This is a genomic window from Mycobacterium scrofulaceum (genome assembly GCF_002086735.1).
Lineage (GTDB): Bacteria > Actinomycetota > Actinomycetes > Mycobacteriales > Mycobacteriaceae > Mycobacterium > Mycobacterium scrofulaceum.
Genome location: NZ_MVIJ01000162.1, coordinates 1 through 577 on the forward strand (window position 1 = coordinate 1; position 577 = coordinate 577).

Below are 577 nucleotides of genomic sequence, written 5' to 3' on the forward strand. Positions count from 1 at the left end.
ACCCACATCACGGACACCGTCCACGACACAAACACCCAGATCACGCCCCCAAACAGTCGAGCCCGCCCAAGATAACGTTGGTCCTTCCGAATTCGGCGTTCTCTCGCCGCAGTCGTTTTAGCTCGGAGGACTCTTCGGTCGTGATCCCCGCGTGCGCCGCATCGATCTGAGCCTGGCGCACCCACTTGCGCACCGCCTCGGCCGTGCCAACACCAAGTAGCCCGGCGATCTCACTGGTCGCTGCCCACTCCGAATCGTGCTGATCGCTGATCTCCGCGTCCATCCGCACCGCCCGCTCCCGCAGCTCTGGCTGGTACCTCCTCGACAAACCACCTGACATGACTCCATCCTTTCCAAGAAATGGAGTCTCCAGACATGCCGGGGCGGTTGAACGCGCATGCCAACTCTTTCACGGTCCAAAACAGTTGTCATGGAAACGTGGGCATCGGTCATCGCGTTGGCGCGCTGGTTGGGAACCGAGAGCCCCGCGCCCGTGCCGAGGGTCCGTGCTGATGGCCGCATGGAGCTCGTCGGGCTGGCTGACGGCTTCCGGGGATCGACTGAGTTCTGGGCTGAT

Annotated in this window: 1 pseudogene; it reads right to left on the reverse strand. The window is 62.7% G+C overall.

Annotated elements, in window-relative coordinates:
• Positions 1 to 67: 67 nt before the first annotated feature.
• Positions 68 to 340, reverse strand: a pseudogene (locus tag BST44_RS29990) (transposase); the annotation flags it as partial.
• Between the last annotated feature and the right edge of the window lie 237 nt (positions 341 to 577).